Origin of the sequence: Pseudomonas costantinii (assembly GCF_001870435.1) — a bacterium.
Classification (GTDB): domain Bacteria; phylum Pseudomonadota; class Gammaproteobacteria; order Pseudomonadales; family Pseudomonadaceae; genus Aquipseudomonas; species Aquipseudomonas costantinii.
Map to the genome: position 1 here is coordinate 166,753 of NZ_MDDR01000007.1, position 16,661 is coordinate 183,413.

11 protein-coding genes are annotated in these 16,661 nt (G+C 59.7%); 6 read left to right on the forward strand and 5 right to left on the reverse strand.

The annotated features are described in order from the left end of the window. A complete protein-coding gene (locus BFL40_RS05750; protein ID WP_071483036.1) occupies positions 1-660 on the reverse strand; it encodes a GntR family transcriptional regulator in 660 nt (219 codons plus the stop codon). Between the two features lie 291 nt (positions 661-951). Between BFL40_RS05750 and xdhA the strand changes: the two genes are divergently transcribed. The 4 genes from xdhA (at position 952) to guaD (ending at position 7,064) form a co-directional block, all read left to right on the forward strand. After that, positions 952-2,400: a xanthine dehydrogenase small subunit gene (gene xdhA / locus BFL40_RS05755; protein ID WP_071483037.1), complete on the forward strand. Its 1,449-nt coding sequence runs from the start codon at positions 952-954 to the stop codon at positions 2,398-2,400. Further along, positions 2,393-4,789, forward strand: coding sequence for a xanthine dehydrogenase molybdopterin binding subunit (xdhB, locus tag BFL40_RS05760; RefSeq protein ID WP_071483038.1), 2,397 nt, complete (start codon positions 2,393-2,395; stop codon positions 4,787-4,789). Before xdhA ends, xdhB begins: the two co-directional genes overlap by 8 nt. A 120-nt stretch (positions 4,790-4,909) precedes the next feature. Next, positions 4,910-5,752 (forward strand): xanthine dehydrogenase accessory protein XdhC, encoded by an 843-nt coding sequence (xdhC, locus tag BFL40_RS05765; RefSeq protein ID WP_071483039.1) that lies wholly within the window; start codon positions 4,910-4,912, stop codon positions 5,750-5,752. A gap of 7 nt (positions 5,753-5,759) precedes the next feature. After that, positions 5,760-7,064, forward strand: coding sequence for a guanine deaminase (gene guaD, locus BFL40_RS05770; RefSeq protein WP_071483040.1), 1,305 nt, complete (start codon positions 5,760-5,762; stop codon positions 7,062-7,064). A 50-nt stretch (positions 7,065-7,114) separates the two neighbouring features. Here the strand turns inward: guaD and BFL40_RS05775 are convergent, their stop codons facing one another. Continuing rightward, complete coding sequence (locus tag BFL40_RS05775; protein ID WP_071483041.1) at positions 7,115-7,879, reverse strand: GntR family transcriptional regulator; 765 nt, start codon at positions 7,877-7,879, stop codon at positions 7,115-7,117. Between the two features lie 239 nt (positions 7,880-8,118). Between BFL40_RS05775 and BFL40_RS05780 the strand changes: the two genes are divergently transcribed. Continuing rightward, positions 8,119-9,309, forward strand: coding sequence for a benzoate/H(+) symporter BenE family transporter (locus BFL40_RS05780; protein WP_071483042.1), 1,191 nt, complete (start codon positions 8,119-8,121; stop codon positions 9,307-9,309). Positions 9,310-9,346: 37 nt separating this feature from the next. Here BFL40_RS05780 and BFL40_RS05785 read toward each other — a convergent pair whose 3' ends face one another. After that, positions 9,347-9,691, reverse strand: a complete 345-nt coding sequence (locus BFL40_RS05785; RefSeq protein WP_071483043.1) for a YggL family protein — start codon at positions 9,689-9,691, stop codon at positions 9,347-9,349. 236 nt (positions 9,692-9,927) lie between these two features. Between BFL40_RS05785 and dacB the strand changes: the two genes are divergently transcribed. Next, the gene (dacB, locus tag BFL40_RS05790) at positions 9,928-11,388 is read left to right on the forward strand and encodes a D-alanyl-D-alanine carboxypeptidase/D-alanyl-D-alanine endopeptidase (protein WP_071483044.1); all 1,461 of its coding nucleotides are present in this window, start codon (positions 9,928-9,930) and stop codon (positions 11,386-11,388) included. A 77-nt stretch (positions 11,389-11,465) separates the two neighbouring features. On the opposite strand, the gene BFL40_RS05795 is transcribed toward dacB, so the two are convergent. After that, a complete protein-coding gene (locus tag BFL40_RS05795; protein ID WP_071483045.1) occupies positions 11,466-13,850 on the reverse strand; it encodes a sensor domain-containing diguanylate cyclase in 2,385 nt (794 codons plus the stop codon). 139 nt (positions 13,851-13,989) lie between these two features. Beyond that, a complete protein-coding gene (gene rlmKL / locus BFL40_RS05800; RefSeq protein ID WP_071483046.1) occupies positions 13,990-16,260 on the reverse strand; it encodes a bifunctional 23S rRNA (guanine(2069)-N(7))-methyltransferase RlmK/23S rRNA (guanine(2445)-N(2))-methyltransferase RlmL in 2,271 nt (756 codons plus the stop codon). Positions 16,261-16,661: the final 401 nt, after the last annotated feature.

Genomic DNA, 16,661 nt, shown 5'->3' on the forward strand with positions numbered 1-16,661 from the left:
TTAGGCGTCCGCCAACGCAGCGACAACCAGCGAGCAACTGCGCTGGCAATAGGCCGACAACACCTGGCGAATCTGCACCAGATCACGGGCCAGCACGGCAGCGAGCAGTTGCTCGAACAGCGCCAGGTACTCGCTCATCTCCGCCTTGCGCTGATCCAGGGCCAGGTAATAGGCGCGGTTCATCGCCGGTTGCAGGTTCTCGACGGTTTCCTGCAAATACGGGTTGTTGGCAAACGGGTACGCAGCACGCATCACGCTGAAGCTCTCTTCGACAAAGGCGCGGATGTCCTCGCGTTCGAAGTTGCTGACCAGGCGCTGCTGGATTTGCACAAACGGCGCCATGTCGGCTTGGGTTTGCCAACCCTGGGCAACCGCATTTCCGAGCTGGATGTACAACTCGCCCATCAACGTGCACAGGCTCTGCACCTTGTGCGCGGTGAGCTCAGTGACGTGGGCGCCACGGCGCGGCAGGATCGCGATCAGGTGGCGACGCTCGAGGATCAGCAAGGCTTCACGCACGGAACCACGGCTGACATTGAGTGCCAACGTGACCTTTTGCTCCTGGATTCGCTCCCCAGGCTTGAGATCGCCGCGAATGATACGTTCGGCGAGGTGGTGAGCGATTTGCTCGGCGAGACTGTCCGGCGCCTTGAACGTCATGTTTTCCCTTCAAAATCTTCTATCGGTACAAGCGCGGCAGTGTAGCGCATTGGCCCGCTGATGGCGCTACGCCCACCGTGGCGAATTTGGCATGAAATAAGCAGCTTTCAAGCATCAGGCAAACCCCAGAAACCGCCAAAAACACCGGTTCCAGAAGACTGGACCATAATTAAAAGTGTTGCGACTGCAATTTCTTGACCTTCTGGTCAGAAAATCATTGACCGAAAAGTCAGACATGACTAGATTCGGCGCAAAGCGGTTAACAACAATAATGAGTCTGCGAGGCCTTCCGTGATCCAGTTTTTACTTAACCAGGAACTCCGTAGCGAGCACGCCCTGGACCCCAACGTGACCGTGCTCAACTATTTGCGCGAGCACCTGGGCAAATCCGGTACCAAAGAAGGCTGCGCCAGCGGCGACTGCGGCGCGTGCACCGTGGTGGTCGGCGAGTTGCACACCGATGATCAAGGCGCGGAGCAGATTCGTTATCGCAGCCTCAACTCGTGCCTGACCTTTGTCTCGTCCCTGCACGGCAAACAATTGATCAGCGTCGAAGACCTCAAGCATCAAGGCCAACTGCACAGCGTGCAACAAGCCATGGTCGAGTGCCACGGCTCGCAATGCGGCTTTTGCACTCCAGGTTTTGTGATGTCGTTGTTTGCCCTGCAAAAGAACAGTGACGCCCCCGACAGCCAGAAAGCCCATGAAGCCCTGGCCGGCAACCTCTGCCGTTGCACCGGCTACCGCCCGATTCTCGCCGCCGCCGAACAGGCTTGCTGCAACAAACCCCAGGACCAGTTCGACAGCCGCCAGGCCGAGACCATTGCCCGCCTCAAAGCCATCGCGCCGACGCAAACCGGTGAACTCAACAGCGGCGACAAACGTTGCCTGGTGCCATTGACCGTCGCCGACCTGGCCGACCTCTACGATGCCTACCCGCAAGCCCGGCTGTTGGCCGGCGGCACTGATCTGGCGCTGGAAGTCACCCAGTTTCACCGCACGCTGCCGGTGATGATCTATGTCGGCAATATTGAAGAAATGAAGCGCATCGAAGACTTCGACGACCGCCTGGAAATCGGCGCCGCTACCGCCCTCTCCGACTGCTACACCGCACTGCACCACGAATACCCGGACTTCGGCGAACTGCTGCACCGCTTCGCCTCCCTGCAGATCCGCAACCAGGGCACCCTCGGCGGCAATATCGGCAATGCCTCGCCGATTGGTGATTCGCCGCCGCTGCTGATCGCCCTCGGTGCGCAGATCGTACTGTGCAAGGGCAATACCCGCCGCACCTTGGCACTGGAAGACTACTTCATCGACTACCGCGTCACTGCCCGCCAGGACAGCGAGTTCATCGAGAAGATCATCGTGCCCAAGGGTCACGCATTGTTCCGTGCGTACAAGGTTTCCAAGCGCTTGGACGATGATATTTCCGCCGTGTGCGCCGCCTTCAACTTGAAGATCGAAAACGGTGTGATCAGCGAAGCCCGTGTTGCCTTCGGAGGCATGGCCGCCACCCCGAAACGTGCGAAAAGCTGCGAAGCCGTTTTGGTCGGCGCCACCTGGAATTCCGCCACCGTGGAAAAAGCCTGCGCCGCCCTGGCACAAGACTTCACCCCGCTCTCGGACTTCCGCGCCAGCAAGGAATACCGTCTGCTCAGCGCGCAGAACCTGCTGCGCAAATACTTTATCGAACTGCAAACACCGCACATCGAGACTCGGGTGACCGCATATGTCTAACCATCACGCCGTGGTAAAAACCCAAGCCGAACTCGCCGAGCTGTTCGCCCAGGACCTGACCTCCGGCGTCGGCCGCAGCGTCAAGCATGACAGCGCCGCCAAGCACGTATCCGGTGAAGCACAGTACATCGATGATCGCCTGGAATTCCCCAACCAGTTGCACCTGTATGCGCGCATGTCCGACCGCGCCCACGCCAGAATCATCAGCATCGACACCGCGCCCTGCTACGCCTTTGAAGGCGTGCGCATCGCCATCACCCACGAAGACGTGCCGGGCCTGAAAGACATCGGCCCGCTGATGCCCGGCGACCCGTTGCTGGCCATCGACACTGTGCAGTTCGTCGGCCAGGTGGTGCTGGCTGTCGCTGCCCGTGATCTTGAGACCGCACGTAAAGCGGCAATGGCCGCCGTGATCGAATACGAAGACCTGGAGCCGGTGCTGGACGTGGTCGAGGCCTTTCGCAAGAAACACTTCGTGCTGGACAGCCACACCCACCAACGCGGCGACTCGGCGGCCGCACTGGCGACCGCAAAAAACCGTATCCAGGGCACGTTGCACATCGGCGGCCAGGAACACTTCTACCTGGAAACCCAGATCTCTTCGGTGATGCCCACCGAAGACGGCGGCATGATCGTCTACTGCTCCACGCAAAACCCCACCGAAGTGCAGAAGCTGGTGGCCGAAGTGCTGGATGTGTCGATGAACAAAATCGTCGTCGATATGCGCCGCATGGGCGGAGGTTTCGGCGGCAAGGAAACCCAGGCCGCCAGCCCCGCGTGCCTGTGCGCGGTGGTCGCGCGCCTCACTGGCCAGCCGACCAAGATGCGCCTGCCGCGTGTCGAAGACATGCTGATGACCGGCAAGCGCCACCCCTTCTATATCGAATACGACGTGGGCTTTGACGACACGGGCCGCCTGCACGGGATCAACCTGGAATTGGCAGGCAACTGCGGCTGCTCGCCGGACCTGTCGAACTCGATTGTCGACCGCGCGATGTTCCACTCCGACAACTCGTATTACCTGGGCGACGCCACGGTGAACGGTCATCGCTGCAAGACCAACACCGCATCCAACACGGCTTATCGTGGCTTCGGTGGCCCGCAAGGCATGGTCGCCATCGAAGAAGTCATGGACGCCATCGCCCGCCACTTGGCGCTGGACACACTGGCCGTGCGCAAGGCCAACTACTACGGCAAGACCGAGCGTAACGTCACCCACTACTACCAGACCGTCGAGCACAACATGCTCGAAGAGATGACCGCTGAACTTGAGGCCAGCAGCCAGTACGCCGAGCGCCGCGAAGCGATTCGCTTGTACAACGCCCACAGCCCGATCCTGAAAAAAGGCCTGGCGCTGACCCCGGTGAAGTTCGGTATTTCGTTTACCGCCAGCTTCCTCAACCAGGCCGGCGCGCTGATCCATATCTACACCGACGGCAGCATCCACCTGAACCATGGCGGCACCGAGATGGGCCAGGGGTTGAATACCAAGGTCGCGCAAGTGGTGGCTGAAATATTCCAGGTGGAAATCGACCGCGTACAGATCACCGCCACCAACACCGACAAGGTGCCCAACACCTCGCCGACCGCTGCCTCCAGTGGAGCCGACCTGAACGGTAAGGCCGCGCAGAATGCGGCTGAAATCATCAAGCAACGTTTGGTGGAATTTGCCGCACGCAAGTACGACGTCAGTGAAGCGGACGTGGAGTTCCACAACGGCCATGTGCGCGTACGCGAGCAGATCCTGACCTTTGAGGCGTTGATCCAGCAGGCGTATTTCGCCCAGGTGTCGCTGTCGAGCACCGGTTTCTACAAGACACCAAAAATCTTCTACGACCGCAGCCAGTCGCGCGGTCGGCCGTTCTACTACTTCGCCTTCGGCGCGGCGTGTTGCGAAGTGATCGTCGACACCCTGACCGGCGAATACAAAATGCTGCGCACCGACATCCTCCACGACGTCGGCGCCTCGCTGAACCCGGCCATCGACATCGGCCAAGTGGAAGGCGGTTTCATCCAGGGCATGGGCTGGCTGACCATGGAAGAACTGGTGTGGAACAACAAGGGCAAGCTGATGACCAACGGCCCGGCCAGCTACAAGATTCCAGCCGTTGCCGACATGCCGCTGGATTTGCGCGTGAAGCTGGTGGAAAACCGCAAGAACCCGGAGGACACGGTGTTCCATTCCAAAGCCGTGGGCGAGCCGCCGTTTATGCTTGGGATTGCCTCCTGGTGTGCGATCAAAGATGCCGTGGCGAGCCTGGGTGACTATCGTCATCAGCCGAAAATCGATGCACCGGCCACGCCGGAGCGGGTGTTGTGGGGCTGTGAGCAGATGCGGCAGTTGACCGCCGCAAAAGCTGTGGAAACCGAAACCGAGCTTACTGACTGATCGTTCCCACGCTCTGCGTGGGAATGCCGCCCTGGACGCTCTGCGTCCGCTCTTGTGACGCAGAGCGTCACGGTATGCATTCCCACGCGGAGCGTGGGAACGATCTGACTGGAGGTGACTATGAACAACTGGATCAGCGCCCTCGCCGACCTGCAAAACAGGGGTGAACCCTGCGTGCTGGTGACCATCATCGAAGAGCTCGGCTCCACGCCGCGTAATGCCGGTTCGAAGATGGTCATCAGTGCCGCGCAGACCTTTGACACCATTGGTGGCGGGCACTTGGAATACAAGGCGATGCAGATCGCCCGGGACATGCTCGTGCGTGGCCAGCAGAACACCCACCTGGAACGCTTCAGCCTCGGCGCCAGCCTGGGTCAGTGCTGCGGCGGCGTGACGGTGCTGCTGTTCGAGCCCATGGGCCAGGTACAGGCGCAGATCGCGGTATTTGGCGCCGGCCATGTTGGCCGTGCGTTGGTGCCGTTGCTGGCCAGCCTGCCGTGCCGGGTGCGTTGGATCGATTCCCGCGACCAGGAGTTTCCGGAACATATCCCTCAGGGCGTGCGTAAGATCGTCAGCGAAGAGCCGGTCGACGAAATTGCCGACCTGCCGGTGGGCAGTTACTGCATCGTCATGACCCACAATCACGCGCTGGATCTGGAACTGACTGCCGCCCTGCTCAAACGTAATGACTTTGCCTACTTCGGCCTGATCGGTTCGAAGACCAAACGGGTCAAGTTCGAACACCGCCTGCGTGATCGCGGCTTCGACGCCGCGCAACTGCAACGCATGCGCTGCCCCATGGGCCTCACCGAGGTGAAGGGCAAATTGCCGGTGGAGATCGCCATCTCCATCGCCGGCGAAATCATCGCCACCTACAACGCGAATTTCGGCCAGCACACCGCGAGTGCCGAACCCATTGCCAAACTGCTACCGGCCTCGCGCCGCAGCCAAGCGACTAACTGAGACGACCATGCCATTGACACGTAAAGCCTACCGTGCCGCCATCCTGCACAGCATCGCCGACCCCGCTGAAGTGGGCATCGAAGCCTCCTATGAGTATTTCGAAGACGGCCTGCTGGTGATCGAAAACGGTCAGATCAGCGCCGTTGGCCATGCCGGCGACTTGCTGCCGACCCTGCCCGCCGATATCGATGTCACTCATTACCAGGACGCGCTGATCACCCCCGGCCTGATCGACACCCATATCCACCTGCCGCAAACCGGCATGGTCGGCGCGTACGGCGAGCAACTGCTGGATTGGCTCAACACCTACACCTTCCCGTGTGAAAGCCAGTTCGCCGACAAAGCCCACGCCGAAGAAGTCGCGGATATCTTCATCAAGGAACTGCTGCGCAATGGCACCACCACCGCGCTGGTGTTTGGCAGTGTGCATCCGCAGTCGGTGAATTCGTTCTTTGAAGCGGCCGAGAAACTCGACCTGCGCATGATCGCGGGCAAGGTGATGATGGACCGCAATGCGCCGGACTATCTGACCGACACCGCCGAATCCAGCTACCAGGAAAGCAAGGCACTGATCGAGCGCTGGCACGGTAAGGGCCGCTTGCACTATGCGGTCACGCCGCGTTTTGCCCCAACCAGCACGCCGGAGCAATTGGCGCTGGCCGGTCAACTGTTGGGCGAATACCCGGACCTGTACATGCAAACTCACATCAGTGAGAACAAGCAGGAAGTCGAGTGGGTGAAGGAGCTGTTCCCGGAGCGCAAAGGCTATCTGGACGTGTACGACCATTACAAACTGCTGGGCGAACGCTCGGTGTTTGCCCACGGCGTGCACCTGTGTGATGACGAGTGCGCGCGGCTGGCCGAGACGGGTTCGGCGGTCGCGTTCTGCCCAACCTCGAACTTTTTCCTCGGCAGCGGCTTGTTCAATTTGCCGATGGCTGAAAAGCACAAGTTGAATGTGGGCCTGGGCACCGATGTGGGCGGCGGCACCAGCTTCTCGCTGCTGCAAACCTTGAACGAAGCCTACAAAGTCATGCAGTTGCAGGGTGCGCGGTTGAGCCCGTTCAAGTCGCTGTACCTGGCCACCTTGGGCGGCGCGCGGGCGTTGCGCCTGGAAGACAAGATCGGCACCTTGCAGCCGGGCACCGATGCGGACTTTTTGGTGCTGGATTACAACGCCACGCCGCTGCTCAGCTATCGCTTGAAGCAGGCGAACAACATTGCCGAGACGTTGTTTGTGCTGATGACGCTGGGGGATGATCGGACGGTGTTGCAGACGTATGCGGCAGGCCAACTCGTACACCAGCGCTGATGTGGTGAACTGATCGTTCCCACGCTCTGCGTGGGAACGATCATCGATCATCAGAGTTTTACGGACGAGCGCCCTGGCTTCTTGGTCTGCAACAGGTGCGAGAACACCGCATGCAAATCATCCGACGCGCTTTCCTCATCGAGGTTGAGCTTGCTGTCGATGTGATCCATGTGGTGCATCATCAAATTCACTGCCAGCGCCGCGTCCCGTGCTTCGATCGCATCGATCAACTGGGTGTGTTCATCGTAGGAACAGTGCGAGCGGTTGCCGCTTTCGTACTGCGCGATGATCAACGACGTCTGGGATACCAGGCTGCGCTGGAAGCTGATCAGCGGTGCGTTTTTCGCCGCTTCAGCCAGCTTGAGGTGAAATTCGCCGGAGAGGCGGATACCGGCACCACGATCACCGCGCGAGAAGCTGTCGCGTTCGTCGTTGACCATCTGGCGCAATTCGGACAACTGTTCGGCGGTGGCGTGCTGCACCGCCAACTCAGTGATCGCCCGCTCCACCAGTCGCCGGGCCAGGAACACCTGGCGCGCTTCTTCTACGCTTGGGCTGGCCACTACCGCACCGCGATTGGGCCGCAGCAACACCACGCCTTCATGGGCCAAACGCGACAACGCGCGACGAATGATCGTGCGGCTGACGCCGAAGATTTCGCCCAGTGCCTCTTCACTCAATTTGGTACCGGGTGCCAGGCGTTGTTCGAGGATCGCCTCGAAGATATGCGCGTAGACGATATCGTCCTGGGTTCCGCTGCGACCAGCCTTGCCGGCTCGCGGTTGTTTCTTGAGAGGTTGCAACTGTTCGTTCATGGGCACTCGGGTCGGGAGAACGGCGGCGAATTAACGGTAATACGGCAACCTTACGGTAACACGGCGGATCGCAGGCAAGTATCACCTAAAAACAGGGCATATTGTACACAACCCGATGCGCCAACACACTGTACGGCTGTTTGTGGCCTCGGCTGTATTGCAATGAGTCGTTACGTTTGAGTTTAGGCTTGAATCTGCGCCATCACCGGCAAACACCCAGGTAAAAGGAACACCTCTCCATGACCGACGCCACCCACGCGCCCTTGCGCCCGTTGGCCGACACTTCCCCGTCGGCCGTCGTCGCCGGCTTTATCGCCATGATGACCGGCTACACCAGCTCCCTGGTACTGATGTTCCAGGCTGGCCAAGCCGCCGGTTTGACCACGGCGCAGATTTCTTCCTGGATCTGGGCGATTTCCATCGGTATGGCGGTGTGCAGCATTGGCCTGTCCCTGCGCTATCGCACGCCCATCACCATTGCCTGGTCGACACCGGGCGCAGCGCTGTTGATCACAAGCCTGGGCGGTGTCAGTTACGGTGAAGCCATCGGCGCCTACATCACCTGCGCGGTGTTGGTGACGCTCTGCGGGCTGACCGGCAGCTTTGAAAAGTTGGTCAAGCGCATTCCCGCCTCACTGGCGGCGGCGTTGCTGGCGGGGATTCTGTTCAAAATCGGCAGCGAGATTTTCGTCGCCGCGCAACATCGCACCGGTCTGGTATTGGGGATGTTCTTCACTTACCTGATCATCAAACGCCTGTCGCCGCGCTATGCCGTGCTGGCCGCGCTAGTGATCGGCACCCTGCTCTCGGGCCTGATGGGGCTGCTGGATTTCAGTGGCTTTCACCTGGAGGTGGCAACGCCGGTGTGGACCACCCCGCACTTTTCGCTGGCGGCAACCATCAGTATCGGTATTCCGCTGTTCGTGGTGGCGATGACCTCGCAAAACATGCCTGGCGTCGCCGTACTGCGCGCCGATGGCTACAACGTACCCGCTTCGCCATTGATCACCACCACAGGCCTGGCCTCCTTGGTATTGGCGCCCTTCGGTTCCCACGGTATCAACCTGGCGGCAATCAGCGCAGCCATCTGCACCGGCCCCCATGCCCATGAAGACCGCAACAAGCGCTACACAGCGGCCGTGTGGTGCGGGGTGTTCTACGGAATTGCCGGGGTATTCGGCGCAACGTTGGCGGCGCTGTTCGCAGCCTTGCCCAAGGAGCTGGTGCTGTCGATTGCGGCTTTGGCGTTGTTTGGCTCGATCATCAATGGCTTGAGCATCGCCATGAATGAGCCGAGAGAACGAGAAGCGGCGCTGATCACCTTTATGGTCACCGCGTCAGGTTTGACGTTGTTTTCCATCGGGTCGGCGTTCTGGGGAATTGTGGCAGGGGTGTTGACGCTGCTGATTCTGAACTGGCGCAAGGCATAAAAAAACGGCGACCCAAGGGTCGCCGTTTTTTTCAGTATCACTTAGCCGAGTTGATCGGCTTTTCCGGATACCACACGTCCAGCAGCGGGCTGACTTCAGCCTTGGTCAGCTCGGAACGGGTTTTCAGCCAGGCTTCAACAGCAGCACGTTGCTCTTCGGATACCGAGCCGCGCTTCTGCAGGCAAACCAGACCGTAGTCATCGCCACCGACATAGCCCAGACCGTTGGCTTCCATGGCTTCTTTGATGAATGCTTCGAGGAAAGCGTCGATAGCTTCTTCACTCAGGCCTTCGCTGAAGTCCAGGTTCAGTTCGAAACCCAGCTCTTGAAATTCATCAACGCACAGTTTTTTGCGCAGACGCTGGGAACGGTTAGTCGCCATTGGAACAATCCTCTTAAGTAATAACGGGCGGCACTTTAGCAGTTTAAGGCGGCGATTGCCCGACTCTCTGGGACAGGCGGCACTTTGACTGTAAAAAAACGCCTAATACCAGCTATCGTTCAGCTACAAGTGGATCTACCTTGGGGCATAATGCCGACACTTTCATGACTAATGAGGGATTTTCTTACACACCCCTCGCCTTTTTCACCCTTCTCAGCAGTAGGGTCTTATTCCTTATGATCAAATCTTTGCGTCCACTTCTACTTGCCGGCTTTTTCCTGCCTCTGGCGTTTTCCGTCACCGCCGCCCCGATCAATAACACCCTGCCGCCGAATGTTCAGCAGGCCCTCCAGAAAGCCAAGATACCTAACACCTCGCTGTCCCTGGTGATGCTGCCGCTGAATGGCCCCGGCACGCCGACCGTGTTCAACGCCGACGTATCGGTGAACCCGGCCTCCACCATGAAGCTGGTTACCACCTATGCGGCCCTGGAAATGCTCGGCCCCAACCATCAGTGGAAGACCGAGTTCTACACTGACGGTACCCTCAGCGGTGGCGTGTTGCGCGGCAACCTCTACCTCAAGGGCGGCGGCGATCCCAAGCTGAACATGGAGAAACTCTGGCTGTTGATGCGCGACCTGCGCGCCAATGGCGTGCAGCAAGTCACCGGCGATCTGGTGTTGGACCGCAGCTTCTTCAACCAGCCGCAATTGCCCGAATTCAATGACGACGGTAACGACGAGAACAAACCCTTCCTGGTCAAGCCGGACGCCCTGCTGGTCAACCTCAAGGCCCTGCGCTTTGTGACCCGCAATGATTCGGGCCGAGTGATCGTGTCGGTCGAACCGCCGATTGCCAGCATTCGTATCGACAACCAAGTCAAAGTGTCCAACGCCAAGCAGTGCACCGGCGACGTGCGCTACAGCCCGGTAACCGCCGCCGATGGCAGCGTCACGGTGACCGTCAGCGGCCAATTGAGCGAGGGTTGCAGTTCGCAGACCTACCTGTCGCTGCTGGACCACGCCACCTACACCGCCGGCGCCGTACGCGCGATCTGGCAGGAATTGGGTGGCACCATCCAGGGTCGTGATATCCAGGCGCCTGTGCCCAAGGATGCCAAGGTGCTGGCCCGTGCGTTTTCGCCGGACCTGGCGGAAATCATCCGCGACATCAATAAATACAGTAACAACACCATGGCCCAGCAATTGTTCCTGAGCCTGGGCGCGCAGTTCCGCAACGATGCCGATGGCGACGATGCCAAGGCCGCGCAACGCGTGGTACGCCAGTGGCTGGCGAAGAAGGGCATCACCGCGCCACATTTGGTGATGGAGAACGGCTCCGGCCTGTCCCGCGCCGAACGGGTTAGCGCCCGTGAGATGGCGGCCATGCTGCAAGCGGCCTGGAAAAGCCCTTACGCTGCCGAATACATCAGCTCGCTGCCGATTGCCGGCACCGACGGCACCATGCGTAAACGCCTGAAAACCACCGCCATGCGCGGCGAAGCCCACGTCAAGACCGGCACCCTGAACACCGTACGCGCGATCGCCGGGTTCAGCCGCGACAACAACGGCAACAGTTGGGTGGTAGTGGCGATTCTCAACGATTCGAAGCCATGGGGCGCTTCGTCAGTGTTGGATCAGGTGCTGCTGGACCTGTACCGCCAGCCGAAAGTGGCAGTCGCAGCGCCGGTGCTCTAAACGGTGACATTGAACAAATGTGGGAGCTGGCTTGCCTGCGCCCACATTTATCTGCGCAACCTCAAAGGCTTGCCTGATCAACTCCGCAACCGTTCCGCTTCCACCCGGTCCCTGCCCGCCTGCTTGGCCACATACACTGCCGAGTCCGCACGCAGCAGCAAGCCATCAATCCCCTCATCCACCCGCCAACTGGCCACACCGAAGCTGGCGGTCACAACCCCCACCGACGCCATCGGTGTATCGCGCAACGACTGCCACAACTCCATCGCCAGGCTATAGGCCTGGTCACCATCGGTATTGGGGCACAGCACCACGAACTCCTCGCCACCCAGGCGACAGAACACATCCGTACGACGCAGTCGCAGGCCGATGCGCTTGCACAGTTCCTGCAATACCCCATCCCCTACCGCATGCCCGTATTGGTCGTTGATCCGCTTGAAGTGATCGATATCGAGCATGATCAGCGACAATGCCCCTGACAATCGATTGAGCCTGACCATCTCAGCCTTGAGGCGATCCTGGAAATACCGGCGGTTATGGATACCCGTCAGGGAGTCGGTGATAGACAGTGCGCGCAGCTCTTCCTCGACCCGCTTGAGGTCGGAAATATCCGACACATAGCCATGCCACAACGTACCGCCTCCCGGTAACTCTTCCGGTGTGGCCTCACCGCGAATCCAGCGCAGGCCCCGCTGCGGCAGCTGCACGCGATACTCCTCGCGCCAATGGCTCAACTGCAGCGCCGATAAACGAATCGACGCCCGTACGCGCTCGACATCCAGGGGGTGGATGCGCTCAAGGGCACTGCTCGCATTCTGCTGCAACACCCCGGGTTCGATTTCATAGATATCGCGAATGCCATCGCTGGCGTAGATGAAACGCCAGTTATCCTGCGGCTCCAGAGTGAACTGAAAGATCCCGCCAGGCACATGAGAGCTCAGTTTTTTCAGCAAGCGGTCTCGCGCAGCCAACGCTTCGTAGGCGCGCTTCTGCTCGGTGACATCGAGGTAGATCGCCAGATGCCCAACCCACAAGCCATAGTCATCCAGCACCACAGTGGCCAGCATATTCACGGTCAATGGGCTGCCATCCTGGCGCAACAGGGTCCACTCTCGGGCCTCGTGCAGGTTGTCCGGGCTTTCCACAAGCATCGCCTGGCCCGGCGGAATACGCTTGCCCAAGGTCACGCTCAAACTGGCGGCACGCGCTTCGAGCTCCGCGGCCAGGTGCAGGCTATCCAGGGACATGACCCCCAGTACGTCCTCGGACTTGAACCCAAGCATCTGCTCGGCGCCGGCGTTAAACGTATTGATCACGCCCCGCAAGTCAGTGGCAATGATTGCGACCTGGGTGGCGGCATTCAGCACACTGCGCAATTGCCCATGAGCCCCGCGTAACTCCTGCTCTCGCAGGCGCAACTGTACAGTGCGCTGCTCCACCAGCTTCAGAGCTCGCTGGCGTTGGCTGACCAACACATAAAGCAATGCGCTGAGTAGCAGACTTAGGAGCCCGCCCATTGTCACAATCGCGCTCAGGGAGGAATGGTTAGCCTGGTCGAACACCTCACTGGCACGCAGGCTCAAGGCATACACATGATCGCCGAGGGTGAGACGGCGCGCGGCAACGAGATCGCTGCTGCCGACGGCATTACTGGAGGCGTACAGCACGCGCTGCTGGGTGTCGGAGGTGTCAACTATCTGCATCACCAGGTTGTCCCGGTTCGGCTTGGGCAAACCATCAGCTACCAACTGACGCATGCTGATCACGGCCATCACAAAACCATAAGGCGCTGCGTCTGCTGGCTTGCTGACAGACGCCACCAGCAAGACGCCGTCGGCATAGGCCGGCTCTACGCCCACCAACTGCATAGGTTGGGACACCGCCGACTTACCACTTTTTTGCGCGCGCTCAAGGGCCGAGCGCCGCAGCGGTTGGGCCAAGAGGTCAAAACCCAAGGGCGAGCCCAGCAAGCTCTGAGTCTGGCTGTACAGCACCGGCACGTACTCGTCGCGCTCGGGCGCGGGAGCCAAATCACCTGACGAATTCAGTTCACGGATGCTGAAGGGGGTGCCGCGCTGGCGCGAGACTTCGTGTTCAAACTGAATACGCTGATCACGAAAAATCCGCGGGGCCCAGGCATAAGCACGCGTGTGCAACAGCAAGGGCTGGGCGAAACCATCGAATTCTGCGCGTGAAACATCGTTGGAGTTAACAAAAAAACGCCGAAGACTGCCCAGGCGTTGCTCCTGGTCTTCAAAGCGCTCCTGAAGACGAGCGTAGCGCTCGTTGGCCAGTAGCTGGAAACGCTGACGAACCTGTTGCTGATAGAGATCGGCAGCCGCCCAGGCGACGATGAGCGTCAGTGCACAACCCGTCAATAACACCACCAATGCCACGAGCCAAGCCGATGCCTGCTCACTGATAAAGCCAAGGATTTTCGGGCGAACAGCTTGCAACGGCATAGGCAACACTCACAACGCCAGCGTGCGGGGGTGTCACTTTGGCTAGGCCTTCAGTTATAGCCACGGGACCGGTGTTTGACCAGCGCAAAAAAGCCGCAGGCCCGGAATATTCCAGGCCTGCGGCTTTTAGGTACGTCAATCAGCGAGCAGTGATTTTCCAGGCCCGATGGATCTTCGCGTTACGCGCGAAATCCGGGTCAATGGTCTTGTCGCTGATTTCTTCTACCGCGTAGCGTTCGCTGAGGTTGTCCTCCAGCTGGAACTTGCGGAAGTTGTTCGAGAAGTACAGGACGCCGCCCGGCGCCAGGCGCGCCATGGCCAGGTCGAGCAACTGCACGTGGTCGCGCTGCACGTCGAAGATGCCTTCCATACGCTTGGAGTTGGAGAAAGTCGGCGGGTCGATGAAGATCATGTCGAATTCATCGCGGCTGGCTTCCAGCCACGCCATCACATCACCCTGCTCCAGGCGGTTCTTGTCGGAAAAACCGTTGAGCGAGAAGTTGCGACGCGCCCAGTCCAGGTAAGTCTTGGACAAGTCGACGCTGGTAGTACTGCGAGCCCCGCCCTTGGCCGCGTGCACACTGGCGGTGGCGGTGTAGCAATACAGGTTGAGGAAGCGCTTGCCGGCCGCTTCTTTCTGGATACGCATGCGCATCGGACGGTGATCGAGAAACAGGCCGGTGTCCAGGTAGTCAGTGAGGTTGACCAACAGCTTCACGCCGCCCTCGCTGACTTCGGTGAACTTGCCCTGGGCGCTCTGACGCTCGTATTGCTTGGTGCCGCTCTGACGCTCGCGGCGCTTGACCACTACACGATTCTTGTCGATGTTCAGCGCCTGGGGAATGGCCGCCAGGGCATCGAACATACGTGCGGAAGCTTTTTCCGGATCGATGGATTTTGGTGCGGCGTATTCCTGCACGTGGACCCAATCGTGATACAGGTCGATTGCCATGGAGTATTCCGGCATGTCGGCATCGTACACACGGTAGCAGTCCACGCCTTCACGCTTGGCCCACTTGCCCAGCAGCTTGAGGTTCTTTTGCAGGCGGTTGGCAAACATCTGCCCGCCTTCGCTCAGGCGCGCCTGTTCAACCACGGGCGCTGGCGCCGGGGTGGGTTTGATCGGGTTGCCATTCTTGTTGTACTGGCGCTCGACCGGCTCGCTCGGGGCCTGATCGTAAGCAGCCTGCTCACGTTCAGCCTGGCGCTGTTCCGGTGTGCGGCGCTCGCCGGTGACGAACTGATCCGGGTTGACCTTGATCAGCAGCAGTTTGCACGGCAAGGCGCCGTTCCAGAACGAGTACTGTTTGTGGCTACGGATGCCCATGCGTTTGCCGAGGTCCGGCGCGCCGGTGAACACTGCCGCTTCCCAGCCCATACACGCTTGACGCAGACGCTCGCCGAGGTTCTGGTAGAGGTACAACAGGCTGGCTTCGTCACCCAAACGCTCGCCATAGGGTGGGTTGCAGATCACCAGGCCTTTCTGATTCTGGTCCGGGCGCGGCTCAAAGGTACCGACTTCGCCTTGGTACACCTTGATCCAATGGCTCAAGCCAGCGCGCTCGATGTTGTTGCGACCGGGCTGGATCAAACGCGGATCGGCTTCATAGCCACGAATCCACAGCGGTGGCCTGTTCATGCCGATGGCGGCACGTTCGGTGGCCTCTGTGTGCAACTTCTTCCACAGCGCCGGGACGTGACCAAGCCAGGTGGTGAAGCCCCACAATTCGCGGTTGAGGTTGGGGGCCATGTCAGCAGCGATCATCGCGCCTTCCACCAGAAAGGTGCCCACGCCGCACATCGGGTCCGTCAGCGCGCCACCTTCGGCGGCAATACGCGGCCAGCCGGCACGAATCAGGATCGCGGCGGCCAGGTTTTCCTTCAACGGTGCAGCGCCCTGCTGCAAACGGTAACCGCGCTGGTGCAGGCTGTGGCCGGACAGGTCGAGGGAGAGGATCGCTTCGCCACGGTCCAGGCGCAGGTGGATGCGCAGGTCCGGGTTGATCTTGTCGATGGACGGACGTTCACCGGTCGGCGTACGCAGCTTGTCGACGATCGCATCCTTGACCTTCAGTGCGCCGAAGTGGGTGTTATCGATGCCCGAGCCGTGGCCGCTGAACTCCACCGCGAGGGTGCCGTCCGGGACCATGTGGTCTGCCCATTCGATATCCAACACGCCGTGATAGAGGTCTTCGGCGTCCTTCATCGGGAAGCGCTTGAGTACCAAGAGCACACGGTTGGCCAGACGCGACCAGAGGCACAGGCGATAGGCGGTTTCCATGTCGGCCATGCCGCGTACGGCCGAGGTATGCTCGCGGGCTTCCTCAAGGCCAAGCCCGACGGCTTCCTCGATCAGCAGGCCTTCGAGGCCTTTGGGGCAGGTGAGGAAGAGTTCAAAACGGTCCGACATGGGCATTCCAGGCTTTTCAGCAATAAATGAACGGGCGACGCATCGCCGGTTCGGTTTTCAATCAAGCACTTTTCTTGAAGAGTGCTCGTGTGGCACGAATGTGCCGTTCCACCCCGGCTGCCGGGCCTTTAGGCCAAAATTTCCGGGGCAGATAAATAATTGGTTGCAACAAAAAGAAATATTCCGACCCTTCGTCGAATAATAACCGACTGCAACGAGCGGAGATTCTCACTAAAGGATTAAACCCATCCTCTTTGCAGGGCACATCATAGCTGGGTTTGCCCAATAAATGGGGCGAAAAGCCATCCCAGCTTATGGCTATAGCATCATTATCGTTACGTGCTTATGACAAAACGATCATTGAATCCATGTGACCTATTGGTTAGAACTCAACACAGGTT

Excerpts from the sequence above, each read along its gene's own strand:
- rlmKL (WP_071483046.1), bottom strand. The coding sequence starts at position 16,260 with ATGTCGGACCGTTTTGAACTCTTCCTCACCTGCCCCAAAGGCCTCGAA.
- BFL40_RS05775 (WP_071483041.1), bottom strand. The coding sequence starts at position 7,879 with ATGAACGAACAGTTGCAACCTCTCAAGAAACAACCGCGAGCCGGCAAG.
- BFL40_RS05750 (WP_071483036.1), bottom strand. The coding sequence starts at position 660 with ATGACGTTCAAGGCGCCGGACAGTCTCGCCGAGCAAATCGCTCACCAC.
- guaD (WP_071483040.1), top strand. The coding sequence starts at position 5,760 with ATGCCATTGACACGTAAAGCCTACCGTGCCGCCATCCTGCACAGCATC.
- xdhB (WP_071483038.1), top strand. The coding sequence starts at position 2,393 with ATGTCTAACCATCACGCCGTGGTAAAAACCCAAGCCGAACTCGCCGAG.
- BFL40_RS05785 (WP_071483043.1), bottom strand. The coding sequence starts at position 9,691 with ATGGCGACTAACCGTTCCCAGCGTCTGCGCAAAAAACTGTGCGTTGAT.
- dacB (WP_071483044.1), top strand. The coding sequence starts at position 9,928 with ATGATCAAATCTTTGCGTCCACTTCTACTTGCCGGCTTTTTCCTGCCT.
- BFL40_RS05795 (WP_071483045.1), bottom strand. The coding sequence starts at position 13,850 with ATGCCGTTGCAAGCTGTTCGCCCGAAAATCCTTGGCTTTATCAGTGAG.
- BFL40_RS05780 (WP_071483042.1), top strand. The coding sequence starts at position 8,119 with ATGACCGACGCCACCCACGCGCCCTTGCGCCCGTTGGCCGACACTTCC.
- xdhC (WP_071483039.1), top strand. The coding sequence starts at position 4,910 with ATGAACAACTGGATCAGCGCCCTCGCCGACCTGCAAAACAGGGGTGAA.